The 15953-nt window shown below is 68.9% G+C and carries 15 protein-coding genes; 12 read left to right on the top strand and 3 right to left on the bottom strand.

What is annotated here, in order from left to right; all coding sequences use genetic code 11:
• The first annotated feature begins 8 nt into the window (after positions 1–8).
• Genes B5X82_RS04990 through B5X82_RS04980 form a run of 3 tightly spaced genes read left to right on the top strand, consistent with a single transcriptional unit; the run spans position 9 to position 3467 of the window.
• Positions 9–1319 (top strand): OmpP1/FadL family transporter, encoded by a 1311-nt coding sequence (locus B5X82_RS04990; protein WP_079647013.1) that lies wholly within the window; start codon positions 9–11, stop codon positions 1317–1319.
• A gap of 17 nt (positions 1320–1336) precedes the next feature.
• Entirely contained in the window at positions 1337–3052 is a 1716-nt protein-coding gene (locus B5X82_RS04985; protein ID WP_079647012.1) for a long-chain-fatty-acid--CoA ligase, read from the top strand.
• Positions 3053–3056: 4 nt separating this feature from the next.
• Positions 3057–3467 carry a MerR family transcriptional regulator gene (locus B5X82_RS04980; RefSeq protein WP_079647011.1) on the top strand — a complete coding sequence of 137 codons (411 nt, stop codon included), beginning with the start codon at positions 3057–3059 and terminating at the stop codon, positions 3465–3467.
• A 163-nt stretch (positions 3468–3630) separates the two neighbouring features.
• Here the strand turns inward: B5X82_RS04980 and B5X82_RS04975 are convergent, their stop codons facing one another.
• The 3 genes from B5X82_RS04975 to B5X82_RS04965 are packed head-to-tail and all read right to left on the bottom strand — an operon-like array spanning position 3631 to position 5983.
• A complete protein-coding gene (locus B5X82_RS04975; RefSeq protein WP_079647010.1) occupies positions 3631–4137 on the bottom strand; it encodes a L,D-transpeptidase family protein in 507 nt (168 codons plus the stop codon).
• Positions 4134–5195 carry a GTP cyclohydrolase II gene (gene ribA, locus B5X82_RS04970; RefSeq protein WP_079647009.1) on the bottom strand — a complete coding sequence of 354 codons (1062 nt, stop codon included), beginning with the start codon at positions 5193–5195 and terminating at the stop codon, positions 4134–4136. The genes B5X82_RS04975 and ribA overlap by 4 nt, the downstream gene beginning before the upstream one ends.
• Positions 5192–5983, bottom strand: a complete 792-nt coding sequence (locus B5X82_RS04965; protein ID WP_079647008.1) for an exodeoxyribonuclease III — start codon at positions 5981–5983, stop codon at positions 5192–5194. Before B5X82_RS04965 ends, ribA begins: the two co-directional genes overlap by 4 nt.
• Positions 5984–6197: 214 nt before the next feature.
• Here B5X82_RS04965 and thyA point away from each other — a divergent pair, with 214 nt between their 5' ends.
• From thyA to B5X82_RS04920, 9 genes are all read left to right on the top strand, one after another.
• On the top strand, positions 6198–7124 hold the full coding sequence (thyA, locus tag B5X82_RS04960; protein WP_079647007.1) for a thymidylate synthase: 927 nt from the start codon (positions 6198–6200) through the stop codon (positions 7122–7124).
• The gene (locus B5X82_RS04955; RefSeq protein ID WP_079647006.1) at positions 7121–7609 is read left to right on the top strand and encodes a dihydrofolate reductase; all 489 of its coding nucleotides are present in this window, start codon (positions 7121–7123) and stop codon (positions 7607–7609) included. The genes thyA and B5X82_RS04955 overlap by 4 nt, the downstream gene beginning before the upstream one ends.
• 60 nt (positions 7610–7669) lie before the next feature.
• The gene (locus tag B5X82_RS04950; RefSeq protein WP_079647005.1) at positions 7670–8611 is read left to right on the top strand and encodes a bifunctional riboflavin kinase/FAD synthetase; all 942 of its coding nucleotides are present in this window, start codon (positions 7670–7672) and stop codon (positions 8609–8611) included.
• 139 nt (positions 8612–8750) lie between these two features.
• The gene (ileS, locus tag B5X82_RS04945; protein ID WP_079647330.1) at positions 8751–11612 is read left to right on the top strand and encodes an isoleucine--tRNA ligase; all 2862 of its coding nucleotides are present in this window, start codon (positions 8751–8753) and stop codon (positions 11610–11612) included.
• Positions 11605–12123 (top strand): signal peptidase II, encoded by a 519-nt coding sequence (gene lspA / locus B5X82_RS04940; RefSeq protein WP_079647004.1) that lies wholly within the window; start codon positions 11605–11607, stop codon positions 12121–12123. Before ileS ends, lspA begins: the two co-directional genes overlap by 8 nt.
• The gene (locus B5X82_RS04935) at positions 12113–12544 is read left to right on the top strand and encodes a DUF3035 domain-containing protein (protein WP_079647003.1); all 432 of its coding nucleotides are present in this window, start codon (positions 12113–12115) and stop codon (positions 12542–12544) included. The genes lspA and B5X82_RS04935 overlap by 11 nt, the downstream gene beginning before the upstream one ends.
• Before the next feature lie 145 nt (positions 12545–12689).
• On the top strand, positions 12690–13610 hold the full coding sequence (locus tag B5X82_RS04930) for an ABC transporter permease (protein ID WP_079647002.1): 921 nt from the start codon (positions 12690–12692) through the stop codon (positions 13608–13610).
• 3 nt (positions 13611–13613) lie between these two features.
• Positions 13614–14396: an ABC transporter permease gene (locus B5X82_RS04925; protein ID WP_079647001.1), complete on the top strand. Its 783-nt coding sequence runs from the start codon at positions 13614–13616 to the stop codon at positions 14394–14396.
• On the top strand, positions 14393–15943 hold the full coding sequence (locus tag B5X82_RS04920) for an ATP-binding cassette domain-containing protein (protein WP_079647000.1): 1551 nt from the start codon (positions 14393–14395) through the stop codon (positions 15941–15943). The genes B5X82_RS04925 and B5X82_RS04920 overlap by 4 nt, the downstream gene beginning before the upstream one ends.
• Positions 15944–15953 lie beyond the last annotated feature (10 nt).

Genomic DNA, 15953 nt, shown 5'->3' with positions numbered 1-15953 from the left:
CACATCCCATGACCAATTCGAATCTCCGCCGCATCGCCCTCGCGGGCGTTGCCTCGACCACTACCCTGCTCGGCGCGAGCGCTGCCGATGCCTCGGCTTTCTATCTGCAGGAACAGTCGGTGGTTGCCGCCGGCCGCGCCTTCTCGGGCGAGGCGGCCGACCAGGGCGCTCAATCGCTGTGGTGGAACCCCGCCGCGATCGCCGGCAACGAGAAGAGCACCGCCTATCTCGGCTTCAGCGCGATCCTGCCCAAGGGCAAGGTCCGCAACGTGGGCACGATCATCGCCCGGCCGGGCCAGGCCCCGGCCCCGGTCGGCGGCAACCAGGTCTCGGTCGATCCGCTCAAAAAGGGCTATCTGCCGTCGGGCGCGGTCGGCTGGAAGCTCAACGACCAGTGGTCGGTCGGCCTGGCCCTCACCGCGCCCTACAGCTTCGCGACCAACTACGAGAATAACAGCTGGGCGCGCTACACCGCCGACAAGACCAAGCTGACCACGATCGACCTGCAACCGACGATCGCCTTCGCACCGTCGCCGATGATCGGCATCGGCGTCGGCCTGAACATCGAACACAGCAAGGCGTCGCTATCCAACTCGCTGCCCAACCTGTCGCCGCTGCTGCCCGATGGGCATCAGACGCTGCGCGGCAAGGGCTGGGACTTCGGCTGGTCGGCCGGCGTCCAGATCCATCCGAGCGAGATGATCGACCTGGGCTTCTCCTACAAGTCGTCGGTCAAGCACAAGCTGAAGGGCAGCATCACCACCGCCGGCCTGCTCGGTCCGCTCGCCGGCCAGAACGGCCGGATCGAGGATATCACCGCCAGCTTCCGCACGCCGTGGCAGGCGATAGCCAGCGCGCGCATCCACGTCAGCGACCAGCTCACCCTGAACGGCCAGGTCGTCCGCGCCGGCTGGAAGAAGTTCGACGCGATCCGCCTCGGTGCGCCGATCAACGCCGCGCTCGACCAGAACTACAAGAACAGCTGGAGCGTCGCGGGCGGCGTCGACTATGCGGTCACCCCGCAATGGACGATGCGCGGCGGCGTGCAGTGGGACCAGACGCCGACGCAGGACGGCTTCCGTGATGCGCGCGTCCCCGACGCCAGCCGCATCAACTTCGCGCTCGGCACCTCTTATGCGATCACCGAGTCGATCACGCTGGACGCCGCTGCCAATTATGTCGACTTCAAGAACGCGTCGATCGACCGGCTCGGCGGCTTCTATGTCGGCACCCCGGCCCAGACGATCATCCGGCCCGACGGCCGGCTGACCGGTGCCCATGCCATCATCCTGGCCGTCGGCGGCCGGATGAGCTTCTGAGGGAGAAAGGCAAGACCATGACGAACAGCGGCACCGTGACTGACCCCATCCCCCCCGGTCGCGGTGCCGCTCTCCCGGGCGGCGGGGACGGGCCAGCGTCCCCGCCGATTCCGTCCCGCCTGCTGACCGACCTGATCGACGCCGCGGTGCGCGACCATGGCGAGCGGCGGGCGATCGACTTCCTGGGGCGCCACTGGACCTATGCCGAGATCGGCGCGCTGGTCGATCGCGCGGCGGCCGGCCTCCAGGCGATCGGCGTCGGGCCCGGCATCCGCTTCGGCCTGTGCCTGCCCAACTCGCCCTATTTCGTCATCCTCTATTTCGCGGCGCTGCGCTGCGGGGCGACGATCGTCAATTTCAACCCGCTCTATGTCGAGCATGAACTGAAGCATCAGATCCAGGATTCGGGCACGACCGTGATGGCCGTGATCGACGTCGCCTCGATCCACGCCAAGGTCGCCGCCGTCGCCGAGGAGAGCGGGCTGCGGACGATCATCGTCTGCCCGATGGCCGACATCCTGCCGCCGCTGCTGTCGATCGCCTATCGCCTTTTCAAGCGCGGCGAGATCGCGGCATGGCCGCGCGACGGCCGGCACATCGCCTTTTCCACCGTGACCGATGGCGCCCAGGCCGCCGGCTTCCGCCCGGTCGATGTGTCGCCCGACGATGTCGCGGTGCTCCAATATACCGGCGGCACCACCGGCGTGCCCAAGGGCGCGATGCTCAGCCACGCCAACCTGACCGCGAACAGCTACCAGATGATCCTCCACGTCGGGCAACGGCCGGGCGCCCGCCAGGATCGGATCATGGGCGTGCTGCCGATGTTCCACGTCTTCGCGCTGACGACGGTGCTCAACTATTCGGTCGACACGGCGGCGGAGATGATCCTGCTGCCGCGCTTCGAGCTGAAGCAGTTCCTGAAGACCGCGAAGCGCACCCGGCCGACCAAGCTGCTCGCGGTGCCGACCATGCTGACCGCGATCAACAAGGCCGCCGCCAGCCAGCCGATCCATTTCGACGATCTCGACTATTGCGTGTCGGGCGGTGCGCCGCTGCCCTTCGACGTCCGCACCGAGTTCGAGCGGCTGACCGGGGCGCGCGTCGTCGAGGGCTATGGCCTGTCGGAGACCTCGCCCATCCTGACCTGCAACCCTGTCGAGGGCGCGGTGAAGGACAACAGCGCCGGCCCCGCCTTCCCGGGCACGGTGCTGGAGATCCGCAGCCTGGACGATCCGCACGTCATCCTGCCGACCGGCGAGCGCGGCGAGGTCTGCGCGCGCGGGCCGCAGGTCATGAAGGGCTACTGGAACAAGCCCGAGGAGACCGAGAAGGTGTTCGTCGACGGCGCGATCCGCACCGGCGACGTCGGCTATCTCGACGAGGACGGCTATCTGTTCCTGGTCGATCGGATCAAGGACGTCATCATCGCCGGCGGCTACAACATCTATCCACGCGTGATCGAGGAGGCGCTCTACGAGCATCCCGCAGTCCTCGAGGCGGTGGTGATCGGCGTGCCCGACGCCTATCGCGGGCAGGCACCCAAGGCCTTCGTGGTGCTGCGCCCCGGCCAGCAGGCGAGCGTTGACGAATTGTGCGAATTCCTCAAAAGCCGTGTCTCCAAGATCGAGATGCCCCGCGAGGTCGAAATCCGCACCAGCCTGCCCAAGACACTGATCGGCAAGCTCTCCCGGAAAGAGCTGGTTGCCGAGGAAACCAAGAAGGCGGCGAACTGAGCCGATGCCGAGGGACGCTTTCAAACGGGCGGAGGAGCGCCAGCCGCTCCGGGGCATCCAGGATGTCGCCGACGAGCTGGGCGTCACCACCCGTGCCATCCGCTTCTACGAGGACAAGGGGCTGCTCGATCCGCAGCGGGTCGGCACGATGCGCGTCTATTCGCGGCGCGAGGTCGCGCGGCTCCAGCTGATCCTGCGCGGCAAGCGCCTCGGCTTCAGCCTACGCGAGATCAAGGAATTCCTCGACCTCTACACCGTCGATTCGCTCCACCTCGCGCAGACCCGGCAGCTCCTGACCCGCGTCGGCGCGCGGATCGAGGCACTTGAACTGCAACGCAAGGCGCTCGACCAGACGCTCGACGAGCTGCAGGACATCGTCCGCCAATGCGAGGAGCGCATAGCCGCCACAGGTTGAAAGACCCATAGCGTCCCCTCCCCTTCAGGGGAGAGGCGTAAGGGTGGGGTACGGAGACGAGGGGCTCGACGCCTCTCGGCGGAGTTCTGCGGGACGATCGAGCAGGGCTCGCTGCGCTCGCCACCCACCCCTTCCCCTCCCTTGCAGGAAGGGGCTTATTTTTTCACACGATCCCCACCGCGTCACCCGGCCCAAGCAGCGGCAACAACGCCAGCAACGCCCCCTTCTCCACCGCCACGCAACCAGCGGTCGGCCGTCCCTCGCTGCAATGGAGGAACACCGCGCTGCCCATGCCCGAAACCGGCGGGGCATCATTGTGGCCCAGCACGACGATCACGTCATAGGCGCCGTCGTCGCGCACCAGCCGCTCCGCCGAATAGGCATGGGGATGCCGCACCGGACGGTTATATGCGGGATCGGCAGGATCGTCCGACCAGCCGTCGTCGGGCCGCACCCAGCGCCACGGCAAGGACATGCCCGCCGGCGGCGCGGCATGGCCGGGGCGGAACAGCACCGTCCGGATCGGCCAGCGGCCGAGCGGGGTCCTGCCGTCACCCTCGCGCTTCTCCCCGGCCGGGCAGGCGCCCGAGCGGCCGATCGCGCAGCGGATCGTCCGCCCGTCCGGCCCGGTGAGGGTCAGCGCCGCGCTATCGACGCGGATGCCGCTCACAGCACATGGCCGGTGCGGTCGCGTTTGGTCGCCAGATAGGCGCTGTTATGCGGGTTCTCGCCCATCCGGTGCGGCACCCGCTCGGCGACACGGATACCGGCGGCCTCGAGCCCTTCGACCTTCTGCGGATTGTTGGTCATCAGCCGCACTTCGGCCTGGCCGAGCAGCGACAGCATCCGCGCCGCCACCCGGAAGTCGCGCTCGTCGACGCCGAAGCCGAGGCGGAGATTGGCGTCGACCGTGTCGAAGCCCTGGTCCTGCAGCGCATAGGCGCGCAGCTTGTTGATCAGGCCGATGCCGCGCCCTTCCTGGCGCAGGTAGAGCAATATGCCCCAGCTCGCCTGGGTCATCGCCGCGAGCGCCCCTGCAAGCTGCGGCCCGCAATCGCATTTGAGCGATCCGAGCACGTCGCCCGTCAGGCATTCGCTGTGCAGGCGGACGAGCGGCGGGGTGCCGTCGGGGGTGCCGATGATCAGCGCGACATGCTCGGCGGCGTCGGCGACATGGCGGAAGGCGACGATCTCGGCCTTCTCGCTGACCGCGACCGGCAGCCGCGCCTGCGAGGCGATGACGAGGTGCGCGGGGTCTTCATAATCGTCGAGCGCCTCCGCCGCGACCTCAGCCTCGACCGGGCCGTCCGTACGGACGAACAGCGCCGGCAGCAGCCCCGAAAGCCGGGCGAGGCGCAGCGCCGCGGCGGCGGCCTGGGGCGCCTCGACCGCCTTGGCGCGGAACGGCCCCTTCAGCGGTGTCGCCAGGTCGCGCACCGGATCGGCGAGCGCGACCGCCGTCGGCAGGTCGATCCACGGCACCCGCTCGACCAGCGCCGGGCAGGCGGGACTCGCCGCCTCGCGCTGGTTGGCGAGATTGAGGGTAACCGCACGCGCCGCGGACAGCAGCACGTCGGCCGGAGCCGATCCGTCGAAATCGGCGAGGGTCACGTCGTTGGCGGTCTCGATCGCGAGCACGACCAGCCGGCCGTCGCCGGCCGTCACCGCGACCGGCCAGCCCCGCTTGAGCGCGTCGATCGCGCGCGCCGCCGCCCGCGCGCCGCTCACACGTCGAGCTCGGTGATGAGGGGGATGTGGTCGGACGGCCTGATCCACGACCGGCACGGCTCGCAGACATAATGGTCGGTGGCGAGCTTCGCGACCTCGGGACTGGCCCACATATGGTCGAGCCGCCGCCCGCGATCGGACGCCGCCCAGTCCTGCGCGCGATAGCTCCACCAGGTGTAGAGCCGCGCCGGCGGCGGTACGAAGCTGCGGCCCAGGTCGACCCAGTCGTGGCTCGCCTGGAGCCGGCCGAGCGTCTCGACCTCGATCGGCGTGTGGCTGACGACGTCGAGGAGTTGCTTGTGACTCCACACGTCGCATTCCAGCGGTGCGATGTTGAAGTCGCCGACCAGCAGCGTCGGCTCCTTCAGCTCCTCCGACCAGCGGATCATGCGGCCGAGGAAGTCGAGCTTCTGGCCGAACTTCGGATTGAGATCACGATCGGGAATGTCGCCGCCAGCCGGCACATAGACATTCTCCAGCCGGATGCCGCAATCGAGCCGCACCCCGACATGGCGCGCCTCGCCATTGTCCTGCCAGTCGTGCCGGCCATTGTCGTGCAGCGGCAGCTTCGAGATGATCGCCACGCCATGGTGCATCGGCTGGCCGTTGATCTCGAAATGATCATAGCCGAGATCGCGGAACATCCCGAACGGGAAGGTGTCGTCGCGGACCTTGGTCTCCTGCAGGCAGAGGATGTCGACCTGCTGCTCCTCCAGGAACTGCCTGACGATATCGATGCGGGCGCGGACCGAGTTGATGTTCCAGGACGCTATCTTGAGCTTTGCCATAGGCGGGCGATGTAGCGAGCGGGCGGGGCGAAAGGAAGTGGCCCCAGAAAATCCCCTCCCTTTCAAGGGAGGGGCCTGGGGTGGGTGACGAAGCCAAAGGGCTCGATGCCCCTTGGCGGCGTTCCGCGGGACGACCGGGGAGGCTCGCTACGCTCGCCACCCTCCCCTGCCCCTCCCTTGAAAGGGAGGGGGGTAAGCGGCTACCCCCTCTCCCATGACCGAACATCCCGAACAGCAATATCTCGATGCCATGGCGCGCGCCTGGTATGGCGGCGACGAGCGGGTCGACCGCACCGGCGTGGGGACCAGATCGCTGTTCGGGGTGACCATGCGGTTCAACCTGTCGGACGGCACGGTGCCGCTGATCACCACCAAGAAGATCTTCTGGAAATCGGCGATCAAGGAACTGATCTGGTTCCTGTCGGGCGATACCAACATCCGCCCGCTAGTGATGCAGAACGTCCATATCTGGACCGACTGGCCGCTCGACAAATATCGCAAGGCGACCGGGGAGGCGATCGACCGCGACGCCTTCGAGCAGCGGATCATCGACGATCCCGCCTTCGCCGCCGAGTGGGGCGACCTCGGTCCCGTCTACGGCAAGCAATGGGTCGACTGGCCGCGCTATACCCAGGTCGGCGACGGGCTGTTCCGGCGCGAGGAGAAAGGCATCAACCAGATCGCCGAGCTGGTCGAGATGCTGCGCACCAACCCCAGTTCGCGTCGGCTGATCTTCACCGGCTGGAACGTGCCCGAGCTGCCGGGGATGGCGCTGCCGCCCTGCCACATGACCTATCAATATCATGTCGCGGGCGGGCGGCTGTCGGGCATCCTCTACCAGCGCTCGTGCGACCTCGGCCTCGGCTTCCCGTTCAACATCTTCGAGGCGGCGGTGCTGATCCGCATGCTCGCGCAGCAGGCCGACCTGGAGCCGGGCGAGCTGGTGTGGATGGGCGCCGATACCCATGTCTATTCGAACCACGGCCATCTGGTCGAGGAGCAGCTATCTCGCACGCCGCGCGCCTTCCCCAGGCTCACCTTCGCCCGCAGGCCGTCGAGCATGTTCGCCTACGCGCCCGAGGACTTCGTGATCGAGGGCTATGATCCCCACCCGCACATCAAGGCCGAGGTGGCGGTGTGAGCCGGCCCGAGATCGTTTTCGTCCTCGCCCGCGCGCGCAATGGGGTGATCGGGCGCGACGGCGACCTGCCCTGGCGCATTCCCGCCGACCTGAAGCATTTCAAGGCGCTGACCCAGGGCGCGCCAATGCTGATGGGACGCAAGACCTTTGAAAGTCTCCCCGGGCTACTGCCGGGACGCCGCCACATCGTGCTGACCCGCGATCGCGGCTGGCGTGCCGGGGGCGCCGAGGTCGCCCATAGCGTGGATGCCGCGATCGCGCTGGCCGATGCCGATCGCCTGTCGGTGGTCGGCGGCGCCGAAATCTACGCGCTGCTGTTGCCGCGCGCCGACCGGATCGAGCTGACCGAAGTCGACGACGCGCCCGAAGGCGACACCGTCGTCCCCGCCTTCGACCCCGCCGAATGGCGCGAGGACGCCCGCGAGGCGCATCCCGCAGCAGACGGGAAGCCCGCCTTCGCCTTCGTCACCCTGCGGCGGCGGTAAATCGCAGGTCGCCCCTGCCCGCTAATTGCGTGAAGCCGCCGCACTTTCTATAGCGCCCCCATGGATCGGCTGACGTGCGACCGCCCGCTTCCCGAGCATCTGCGCGGAAGCGTGGTGGCGTTGGGGAATTTCGACGGCTTCCATAGGGGGCATCAGGCGGTCGTCGGCGCGGCGGTGGCGCATGGCCGCGCGACCGGGCGCCCGGTGCTCGTCGCCAGCTTCGATCCGCACCCGGTCCGCTTCTTCCGGCCCGACGCGCCGCCTTTCCGCCTGACCTCGCTCGACCAGCGCGCCGCCCTGTTCGAACAGGCCGGCGCGGACGCGATGCTGGTGTTCGAGTTCAACCAGCGGCTCGCCAACGTCTCCGCCCCCGATTTCATCACCGAATGGCTGATCGGTCGTGCGGGCGCCGCCCATGTCGTCACCGGCGAGGACTTCACCTTCGGCAAGGGCCGCGCCGGCAATGTCCGCGTGCTGGCCGAGATCGGCGCCGCCCACGGCCTGACCGCGCAGGCGATCGGCCCGGTCAGCGACGAACGCGGTCCGATCTCTTCGAGCCGCATCCGCGAGGCGCTGGTCGCCGGCGATCCGGTCGAGGCGGCGCGCCTGCTGACCCGCCCATTCCGCATCCAGGGCAAGGTCCAGCATGGCGACAAGCTGGGCCGCACCATCGGCTTCCCGACCGCCAACATCGCGATGGGCCGCTATCTCCGCCCGAAATACGGCATCTACGCGGTGCGCGGGCTGCTGTCCGACGGGCGGGTGCTCGACGGCGCCGCCAATCTCGGCGTCCGGCCGACCTTCGATCCGCCCAAGGAACTGCTCGAGGCCTATTTCTTCGACTTCGCCGAAAGCCTCTATGACCAGTGCATCGAGGTCGAGATGATCGCCTATATCCGCCCGGAGGCGAAGTTCGACAGCCTCGAGGCGCTGACCGCGCAGATGGACAAGGACTGCGCCGAGGCGAAGCGGATACTTGCCGCCTCAAGCCCGGTCGCGTAGGGCCTGACCCGCCCGTTTACACCGCTCATCCTGAGGAGCCATTGAGCGAAGGCGAAATGGCGTCTCGAAGGATCCTTCGAGACGGGCCTTCGCCAAAGCTCAGTCCCTCCTCAGGATGAGCGGATTTGAGATGATGTTGATGACCGACGCACCCGATTTCCGCGACACCGTCTTCCTGCCGAAGACCGATTTCCCGATGAAGGCCGGCCTGGCCCAGAAGGAGCCGGCGATCCTGGCGAAATGGGCGGCCGAGGACCTCTACGGCAAGCTGCGCGAGACCCGCGCCGGCCAGCCGCGCTTCATCCTGCACGATGGCCCGCCCTACGCCAATGGCGACATCCATATGGGCCATGCGATGAACAAGGTGCTGAAGGACATCATCGTCCGCAGCCAGTCGCTGCTCGGCAAGGATGCGCCCTATGTCCCCGGCTGGGACTGCCACGGCCTGCCGATCGAATGGAAGGTCGAGGAGGCCTATCGCGCCAAGAAGCTGAACAAGGACGAGGTCGATCCCGTCCAGTTCCGCGCCGAATGCCGCGCCTATGCCGAGAAATGGGTCGGCGTGCAGCGCGAGCAGTTCAAGCGGCTTGGCGTCGACGGCGACTGGGACGATCCCTATCTGACCATGAACTTCGCGGCCGAGGCGGCGATCGTCGGCGAGCTGCTCAAGTTCGCCGAGAGCGGCCAGCTCTATCGCGGCGCCAAGCCGGTGATGTGGTCCCCGGTCGAGAAGACCGCCCTCGCCGACGCCGAGGTCGAATATGAGGACATCGTCTCGACCCAGATCGACGTCGCCTTCGAGATCGTCGAGAGCAAGATCCCCGACCTGGTCGGCGCCGATGCAGTGATCTGGACGACCACGCCGTGGACGATCCCGGTCAACCAGGCGCTCGCCTATGGACCAGAGGTCGAATATACACTGGTAGAAAAGGATGGCCGCCGCCTGCTGATCGCCGCCGATCTCGTCAGCTCGGTAAGCGCGCGCATCGGCGACGTGACGCAGACCGATCGTCACTTCACCGGTAAGGACCTCGCCGGCACCGTCGCCCGTCACCCGATGCACGGGCTCGGCGGCTTCTTCGCCCGGCCGCGCCCGCTGCTGGCCGGCGACTTCGTCACCACCGACGCCGGCACCGGCCTCGTCCATATGGCGCCCGACCATGGCGAGGACGACTTCTTCCTGTGCAAGGAACATGGCATCGATCCGGTGTTCGCGGTCGAGGGCGACGGCAAGTATCGCGCCGACTGGGGATGGCTCGGCGGCCAGGGATCGGTGATCAATCCCAAGTTCAACGGGCCGGAAGGCCCGATCTGCGCCGACCTGCGCGAGGCCGGCGCGCTGCTGGCGGCGAGCGCCGATTTCCAGCACAGCTATCCGCATAGCTGGCGGTCCAAGGCCAAGGTGATCTTCCGCTGCACCCCGCAATGGTTCATCCCCATGGACCGGAGCATCGACGGCGACGCCGCGACCCCGATCGTCGATGCGAGCGACCCCGTCGGCCATGCACGCGGCAACGGCGTGACGCTGCGCGAAACCGCGCTCGACGCGATCGAGCGGACCCGCTGGGTGCCCGAGAAGGCGCGCAACCGCATCCATGCGATGGTGTCGGGCCGCCCCGACTGGGTGATCAGCCGCCAGCGCGCCTGGGGCGTGCCGATAGCGCTCTATGTCGACCGCAAGACCGGCGACTATCTGCGCGATCCGGCGGTCAACGCGCGGATCATCGCGGCGTTCGAGGCCGGCGGCGCCGACGCCTGGTTCACCGCCGACCATCAGCAACTGCTCGGCCCCGGCTACGACGCGGCGAACTACGAGCCGATCAACGACATCCTCGACGTCTGGTTCGATTCGGGATCGACCCATGCCTTCACGATCGAGGCGCGCTACGGCGTCGGCGTCCGCGCCGACCTCTATCTCGAAGGGTCGGACCAGCATCGCGGCTGGTTCCAGTCGTCGCTGCTCGAAAGCTGCGGCACGCGCGGCCGTGCGCCCTATGACGCGGTGCTGACCCACGGCTTCGCCCTCGACGGCCAGGGCCGCAAGATGTCGAAGAGCGTCGGCAACGTCGTCGATCCGCTCAAGATCATCAACGAGAGCGGCGCCGACATCCTGCGCCTGTGGGTCGCCTCGACCGACTATTTCGAGGACGTCCGCATCGGCAAGGAGATCCTGGCCGGCACGTCGGACGCCTATCGCAAGCTGCGCAACACCTTCCGCTACCTGCTCGGCGCGCTCGAAGGCTTCAGCGACGGGGAGAAGGTGGCGCCGGCGGCGATGCCCGAGCTGGAGCGCTACGTCCTCCACCTGCTCGCGACCCTCGACGCCGAGCTCAAGGACGCGACCGCGGCGTTCGAGTTCAACCGCTATGCCCGCGCGCTGAGCGACTTCGCGAACAACGACCTGTCGGCCTTCTTCTTCGACATCCGCAAGGATTCGCTCTACTGCGACGCGCCGTCGGACCCGAAGCGGCGCGCCTATCGCACCGTGCTCGACACGCTGTTCCACGCGCTGGTCCGCTATGCCGCTCCGATCCTCTGCTTCACCGCCGAGGAGGTATGGGGCACCCGCTACCCGGACGGCGGATCGGTCCACCTGCTGACCTGGCCCGAGGTCGATGCCGGCTGGAAGGACGACGACCTGCGGATGCGCTGGGAACTGCTGCGCCGCTACCGCACCAAGCTGACCGGCGAGATCGAGCCGCTCCGCCGCAACAAGGTGATCGGCTCCAGCCTCGAGGTCGACGTCGCCGCGATCAGCTATGATCCGGGCGAAGCCGCGTTGCTGCGCTCGGTCGACCTGAGCGAGATCGGCATCGTCGCCAAGGTCGAGGTGGTCGACGGCGATCCGGCCGTCGCCAGCCTGGCCGAGGGCAGCGATCCGATCGCCTTCGAGGTGAGCAAGACCGAAGCCGAGAAATGCGGCCGCTGCTGGCGCCACCTGCCCGAGGTCGCGAGCGACGGCGCGCTGTGCGACCGCTGCGACACGGTGGTGAATGGCTGACGCGCGCACCCTGCACCGGCCGCTCGGCTTCGGCGTTGCGGCCATCGTGCTGCTGCTCGACCAGATCAGCAAATGGGCGATCATGGGCCCGGTCGCGCTGCGGGAGCGCGGGCTGATCGAGATCACCAGCTTCTTCGACCTGCGCTGGGTCGAGAATTACGGCGTGTCGATGGGCTTCCTGGTCGCCGGGTCCGATCGCGAACGCTGGCTGCTGGTCGCCGGCACCGCGTTGATCGCGGTGGGGATCGTCGTCTGGATCTGGCGGGAAAAGGCGAAGGGCGACGTGGTCGCGCTCGGCCTGGTGCTGGGCGGGGCGATCGGGAACATCGCGGATCGGACGCGGCTCGGCTATGTCGCCGACTTCCTCGATCCCCATATCGGCGACTGGCATCCCTTTTTGGTCTTCAATGTCGCGGACGCCGCGATTACGATAGGTGTGTTGATCCTGGTGCTGCGCGCCCTGCTGGTGCGTGAGCCCAAGGTTCCTGCGGAGAATGTCGATGCGGTCTAAGTTGCTTCTCGGTTCGGTGCTGGTCGCCATGACCCTGGTGTCGGCGTGCAGCCGGGGCGATCGCCCGGGCGTGATGGCGGGTCGCTCGTCGAACCTCGACGCCTTCGCCGTGTCGAAGCGCGCGCCGCTGACCATCCCGCCCGATTTCGCGCTGGTCCCGCCGAAGCCCGGCGCCTCGCGCCCGCAGGAGGCCGATTCGAGCCAGCAGGCGCTGTCGGCGATGTTCGCCAACACCCAGCCGCCGAAGAGCCAGACCGAGAAGGACATCATCGGCCTGACCAAGACGGTGCCCGAGCCCGGCATCCGCTCGTCGGTCGCCGAAGTCGCCCAGAACACGGTCGACAAGGGGCCCGCCACCCGCACCATCCTCGCCGCCGCCGCGACGAACAGCGCGGACGCCAGCGTCTCGATCGGCAACTGAGGCGGCAACGGCCAGCCCCCCGGAGCGTTATCCCGGCGAAAGCCGGGATCTCCCTTCTGGACGTCGCCAAGGCCAGTGAGATTCCAGCTTTCGCTGGAATGACGATCGTTGGCGGGCCGGCCTCCGCACCTGAGGGGCGCGCCGCATGATCGACCTGATCCGCCGCCGGCTGCTGACCGCCCTGCCGACGCTGGCGGCGGTTGTGGTCCTCTCCTTCGTGCTGATGCGGGTCGCCCCCGGCGGGCCGTTCGACGGCGAGCGGCCGCTCGATCCGCAGACCCGTGCCGCGCTGATGGCAGCCTATGGACTCGACCGGCCGCTGCCTGAGCAGGTCGGCCGCTATGTCTGGCGGCTGCTGCACGGCGACTTTGGACCATCGCTGGTCTATCGCGACTTCAGCGTCACCGATCTGATCGCGCGCGGCCTGCCGATCTCGCTGACCCTCGGCGGGCTGGCGCTGCTGCTCGCGCTGCTGCTCGGCCTCGTCACCGGCATGGCCGCCGCCGCCCGCCCGGGCACGCGCACCGACCGCGGACTGATGCTCGGCGCGACGTTGTTGACCGCGCTGCCCAGCTTCGTCGTCGGTCCGCTGCTCGCGCTCGCCTTCGGGTTGTGGGCGGGATGGCTGCCGGTGTCGGGCTGGGGCGACGGCTATCCGCCGCACATGATCCTGCCGGTCATCGCGCTCGCCCTGCCCGCAACCGGCGCGATCGCCAAGCTGGCGCGCGCGGGACTCGCCGAAGTGCTGGCGCAGGACCATGTCCGCATGGCCCGCGCGCGCGGGCTGAGCCGATCCCGCATCCTGATCGTCCACGCGCTGCGCCCCGCGCTGGTGCCGGTCGCCTCCTATCTCGGCCCCGCCGCCGCCGGCCTGCTGACCGGCGCCGTGGTGATCGAGACGGTATTCGCGCTGCCGGGGCTCGGCCGCTATTTCGTGCAGGGCGCGCTCAACCGCGACTATCCGCTCGTCCTGGGTGTCGTCACACTCTATGCGGCGCTGATCATCCTGTTCAACCTGCTGGCCGACCTGGCCTATGGCTGGCTCGATCCGCGGGCGAGGCGCTGAGCGATGCGGCCTGCGCTGATCCTGATCGCGCTGATCGTCGTCGCCGCGCTGGCCGGCCCGTTGGCGCTCGACTGGCGCTACGACCTGATCGACTGGGACGCGGTGCGCGCGGCGCCCTTCACCGCCGGCCATCCGATGGGCACCGACAGCGTCGGCCGCGACCTGCTGGCGCGGACGCTGGTCGGCACCCGCGTGACGCTCGGCGTCGCCTTCGCCGCCGCGCTGGTGTCGCTGGTCGTCGGCGTCGCCTGGGGCGCGATCGCCGGCTGGCGCGGCGGCAAGGTCGACGAGGCGATGATGCGGATCGTCGACGCGCTTTACGCGCTGCCCTTCATGTTCGTCGTGATCCTGCTGATGGTCGTGTTCGGGCGGTCGATCCTGCTCGTCTTCCTTGGCATCGGCGCGGTCGAGTGGCTGACCATGGCGCGGGTGGTGCGCGGCCAGATGATCGCGCTGCGCGACCGCCCCTTCGTCACCGCCGCCGAAGCCGCCGGCGCGCCGCCGGTCGCGATCGTGCTGCGCCACATGCTGCCCAATATCGCCGGGGTCGCGATCGCCTATCTGCTGCTCACCGTGCCGCAGGTGGTGATGATCGAAAGCTTCCTGTCGTTCCTCGGCCTCGGCGTGCAGGAACCGATGACGTCGCTCGGCATCCTGCTCAAGGACGGCGCCGACGACATGGACGTCGCCCCTCACGCCCTGCTGCTCCCGGCGGCGGTGCTCGTCACCCTGCTGCTCTGCCTGACCCGGATCGGGGAGAGCCTGCGCAACCGCTTTGTCCAATGACCCTCCTCGTCGCAGACAGCCTCGACATCCGGATCGGCGACCAGCGGATCGTCGAGGGAGCGAGCTTCGCGATCGAGGCGGGCCGCTCGCTGGCGCTGGTCGGCGCCTCGGGATCGGGCAAGAGCCAGACCTGCCTCGCCCCCTTCGGCCTGTCGCCCGCGATCGTCCAGGGCTCCTTCCGGCTGGACGGCGAGGAGCTGGTCGGCGCACGCGAGGCGCGACTGCGCCATGTCCGCGGCTGCGATGTCGGCTTCGTCTTCCAACAGCCGCTGACCGCACTGACCCCGCACCTGACGATCGGCGCCCAACTGCGCGAGGCCTGGACCCAGGCCGGGGCGCCGCGCCCGAGTCGGGCGGAGATGGCCGCCGCGCTCGAGCGCGTCGGGCTGCACGACCCACGCGAACGGCTCGACCAATATCCGCATCGCCTGTCAGGCGGGCAGCGGCAGCGTGCGTTGATCGCGATGGCGATCGCCCATCGCCCGAAGCTGCTCGTCGCCGACGAGCCGACCACCGCGCTCGACGCGATGCTGCGGGCTGAGATCATGGCGCTGCTCGGCCGGCTGTGCGACGAGGAGGGGATGGCGCTGCTGCTCGTCAGCCACGACCTCGCCGCCGTCGCCGACAATGCCGATGCCGTCGCGGTGATGCATGCCGGCCGGATCGTCGAGACCGGTCCGACCCGAGCCGTGCTGGGCGATCCGAAGAGCGATTATGCCCGCGCGCTGATCGCCGCGAGCCCGCGTCTCGACGCGCCGCCGCCCGCGCTCGGCCCGATCGGCGCGCCGCTGGTCGAGGCGCGGCAGGTGTCGGTCTCCTTCGCTCGGCCGGGCTGGCGGCGCGGCCGCCTCCTGGCGGTCGACGCCGTCGACATCGACGTGGCCGAGGGGGAGGCCGTCGCGATCGTCGGCGGATCGGGATCGGGCAAGTCGACGCTGGCGCGCGCGATCGCCCGGCTCGGTCCGATCGACGCGGGTGAGGTCCGCTGGCGTGGCGAGCCCCTCCCCCCGCGCAAGGCGATGCGCCCGCGTGACCGCGCCGGGCTCCAGCCGGTGTTCCAGGACCCGGTTGCCAGCCTCGACCCGCTGTGGAAGGTCCGCGACATCGTCGCCGAGCCGCTGCGGCGGCTGCGCCCCGATCTCGACAGGATGGCGGTCGCCGCGCGGGTCGAGGCGGTGCTGGCCGAGGTGGGGCTGGATCCCACCCTCGCCGACCGGCGACCCGCCGCACTGTCGGGCGGCCAGGCGCAGCGCGTGGCGATCGCCCGCGCGCTCGGCCCGGGTCCGGCGATGCTGCTGCTCGACGAGGCGACCTCGGCGCTCGACGTGCTCGTCGCCGGGACGATCCTCGACCTGCTCGCCGAGCTCCAGAAGCAGCATGGCCTCGCCATCCTGATGATCACCCACGACCTCGCCGTCGCCCGGCGGCTCTGCCACCGCATCGTCGTGATGGACGCGGGCCGGATCGTCGAGGAGGGCCCCGCGGAACGCCTGATCGCGGCCCCCGCCCACCCGATCACGGCAAAGCTGGTGGCGGCGAGCCGCTGAACGGAAAAGG

This window comes from Rhizorhabdus histidinilytica (assembly GCF_900167915.1).
GTDB lineage: Bacteria > Pseudomonadota > Alphaproteobacteria > Sphingomonadales > Sphingomonadaceae > Rhizorhabdus > Rhizorhabdus histidinilytica.
This window is presented reverse-complemented; position numbering and strand designations above follow the sequence as displayed.

Excerpts from the sequence above, each read along its gene's own strand:
- B5X82_RS04930 (WP_079647002.1), top strand. The coding sequence starts at position 12,690 with ATGATCGACCTGATCCGCCGCCGGCTGCTGACCGCCCTGCCGACGCTG.
- lspA (WP_079647004.1), top strand. The coding sequence starts at position 11,605 with ATGGCTGACGCGCGCACCCTGCACCGGCCGCTCGGCTTCGGCGTTGCG.
- B5X82_RS04980 (WP_079647011.1), top strand. The coding sequence starts at position 3,057 with ATGCCGAGGGACGCTTTCAAACGGGCGGAGGAGCGCCAGCCGCTCCGG.
- B5X82_RS04935 (WP_079647003.1), top strand. The coding sequence starts at position 12,113 with ATGCGGTCTAAGTTGCTTCTCGGTTCGGTGCTGGTCGCCATGACCCTG.
- B5X82_RS04985 (WP_079647012.1), top strand. The coding sequence starts at position 1,337 with ATGACGAACAGCGGCACCGTGACTGACCCCATCCCCCCCGGTCGCGGT.
- B5X82_RS04990 (WP_079647013.1), top strand. The coding sequence starts at position 9 with ATGACCAATTCGAATCTCCGCCGCATCGCCCTCGCGGGCGTTGCCTCG.
- B5X82_RS04925 (WP_079647001.1), top strand. The coding sequence starts at position 13,614 with ATGCGGCCTGCGCTGATCCTGATCGCGCTGATCGTCGTCGCCGCGCTG.
- thyA (WP_079647007.1), top strand. The coding sequence starts at position 6,198 with ATGACCGAACATCCCGAACAGCAATATCTCGATGCCATGGCGCGCGCC.
- B5X82_RS04965 (WP_079647008.1), bottom strand. The coding sequence starts at position 5,983 with ATGGCAAAGCTCAAGATAGCGTCCTGGAACATCAACTCGGTCCGCGCC.
- B5X82_RS04920 (WP_079647000.1), top strand. The coding sequence starts at position 14,393 with ATGACCCTCCTCGTCGCAGACAGCCTCGACATCCGGATCGGCGACCAG.
- B5X82_RS04950 (WP_079647005.1), top strand. The coding sequence starts at position 7,670 with ATGGATCGGCTGACGTGCGACCGCCCGCTTCCCGAGCATCTGCGCGGA.
- ileS (WP_079647330.1), top strand. The coding sequence starts at position 8,751 with ATGACCGACGCACCCGATTTCCGCGACACCGTCTTCCTGCCGAAGACC.